The following is a 2,203-nucleotide window of genomic DNA, read 5'->3' as shown; positions in this document are numbered from 1 at the left end:
TGGTAAGATTTGATAAGATAATAAAGTACTCAAAACGGCAGGTCACGAACGAGCGAAAAGAAAAAAGAAAAAACTTTTCAAAAAGTGTTGACAAGTCAAAAAAGTTTTGGTAGAATTAAATAGTTGTCTCGTAAGAACGCGGTCAACGAACTAGACCTTTGAAAACTGAATAAAACAGAAACGAACCAAGTACAGCAGTTGTTTAGCGATAGACAACAAACTGTCAATTCGACAATAAATCGTTCAGAAATGAACGGACAAAAAAACAAAAGCTAGAGCATATGTTATATGTTCTCATTTAAATGAGAGTTTGATCCTGGCTCAGGACGAACGCTGGCGGCGTGCCTAATACATGCAAGTTGAACGCAACAAAGACACCAGAGCTTGCTCTACCGTCTTTGTTGAGTAGCGAACGGGTGAGTAACGCGTGGGTAACCTGCCTTATAGCGGGGGATAACTATTGGAAACGATAGCTAATACCGCATAACAATAGAGATTGCATAATCTTTATTTGAAAGTGCCAACTGGTACACTATGAGATGGACCCGCGTTGTATTAGCTAGTTGGTAGTGTAATGGACTACCAAGGCGATGATACATAGCCGACCTGAGAGGGTGATCGGCCACATTGGGACTGAGACACGGCCCAAACTCCTACGGGAGGCAGCAGTAGGGAATCTTCGGCAATGGACGAAAGTCTGACCGAGCAACGCCGCGTGAGTGAAGAAGGTTTTCGGATCGTAAAACTCTGTTGTTAGAGAAGAACGTTGATTAGAGTGGAAAATTAATCAAGTGACGGTATCTAACCAGAAAGGGACGGCTAACTACGTGCCAGCAGCCGCGGTAATACGTAGGTCCCGAGCGTTGTCCGGATTTATTGGGCGTAAAGCGAGCGCAGGTGGTTTAATAAGTCTGATGTAAAAGGCAGTGGCTCAACCATTGTGTGCATTGGAAACTGTTAGACTTGAGTGCAGTAGAGGAGAGTGGAATTCCATGTGTAGCGGTGAAATGCGTAGATATATGGAGGAACACCGGTGGCGAAAGCGGCTCTCTGGACTGTCACTGACACTGAGGCTCGAAAGCGTGGGTAGCAAACAGGATTAGATACCCTGGTAGTCCACGCCGTAAACGATGAGTGCTAGTTGTTTGGGGCTATCCAGCCCTAAGTGACGCAGCAAACGCATTAAGCACTCCGCCTGGGGAGTACGACCGCAAGGTTGAAACTCAAAGGAATTGACGGGGGCCCGCACAAGCGGTGGAGCATGTGGTTTAATTCGAAGCAACGCGAAGAACCTTACCAGGTCTTGACATACTCGTGCTATTCCTAGAGATAGGAAGTTCCTTCGGGACACGGGATACAGGTGGTGCATGGTTGTCGTCAGCTCGTGTCGTGAGATGTTGGGTTAAGTCCCGCAACGAGCGCAACCCTTATTGTTAGTTGCCATCATTAAGTTGGGCACTCTAGCGAGACTGCCGGTAATAAACCGGAGGAAGGTGGGGATGACGTCAAATCATCATGCCCCTTATGACCTGGGCTACACACGTGCTACAATGGTTGGTACAACGAGTCGCAAGACAGTGATGTCAAGCTAATCTCTTAAAGCCAATCTCAGTTCGGATTGTAGGCTGCAACTCGCCTACATGAAGTCGGAATCGCTAGTAATCGCGGATCAGCACGCCGCGGTGAATACGTTCCCGGGCCTTGTACACACCGCCCGTCACACCACGAGAGTTTGTAATACCCAAAGCCGGTGAGCTAACCTTTTAGGAGGCAGCCGTCTAAGGTAGGATAGATGATTGGGGTGAAGTCGTAACAAGGTAGCCGTATCGGAAGGTGCGGCTGGATCACCTCCTTTCTAAGGAAAAATGTTTGCTTAGGCAAAACATGGATAACTGTATTTGGGAATGTTTCTGTTTTATTTAGTTTTGAGAGGTTTATACCTAAAACTGTAAAAATCTTCTCTAACAGAAGAAGGGGCCTTAGCTCAGCTGGGAGAGCGCCTGCTTTGCACGCAGGAGGTCAGCGGTTCGATCCCGCTAGGCTCCATTGTCAACGAAGACATAAAAATAGGCTTAGGATGTTGAAAGAGGCGTTTAGCTTCTAGAAACTCAACTAGATTTGATCATTGAAAACTGAATAACAATTTCTAAAATAACAAGAAATAAACCGAGAAGTGGCGTAGTAATACGTCACCTCAAAAAAA

Annotated in this window: 1 tRNA gene and 1 rRNA gene; both read left to right on the top strand. The window is 46.3% G+C overall.

Features of this window, described 5'->3' with window-relative positions:
- Positions 1-298: 298 nt before the first annotated feature.
- Positions 299-1,855, top strand: a 16S ribosomal RNA gene (locus RR45_RS10785).
- 118 nt (positions 1,856-1,973) lie between these two features.
- Positions 1,974-2,046: transfer RNA gene (locus tag RR45_RS10780), tRNA-Ala, on the top strand.
- Positions 2,047-2,203 lie beyond the last annotated feature (157 nt).

Source organism: Pseudolactococcus chungangensis CAU 28 = DSM 22330, assembly GCF_002441885.1.
Lineage (GTDB): Bacteria > Bacillota > Bacilli > Lactobacillales > Streptococcaceae > Pseudolactococcus > Pseudolactococcus chungangensis.
Note: the sequence above shows the minus strand (reverse complement) of the source record. Positions and strands in the feature narration are given on the sequence as shown.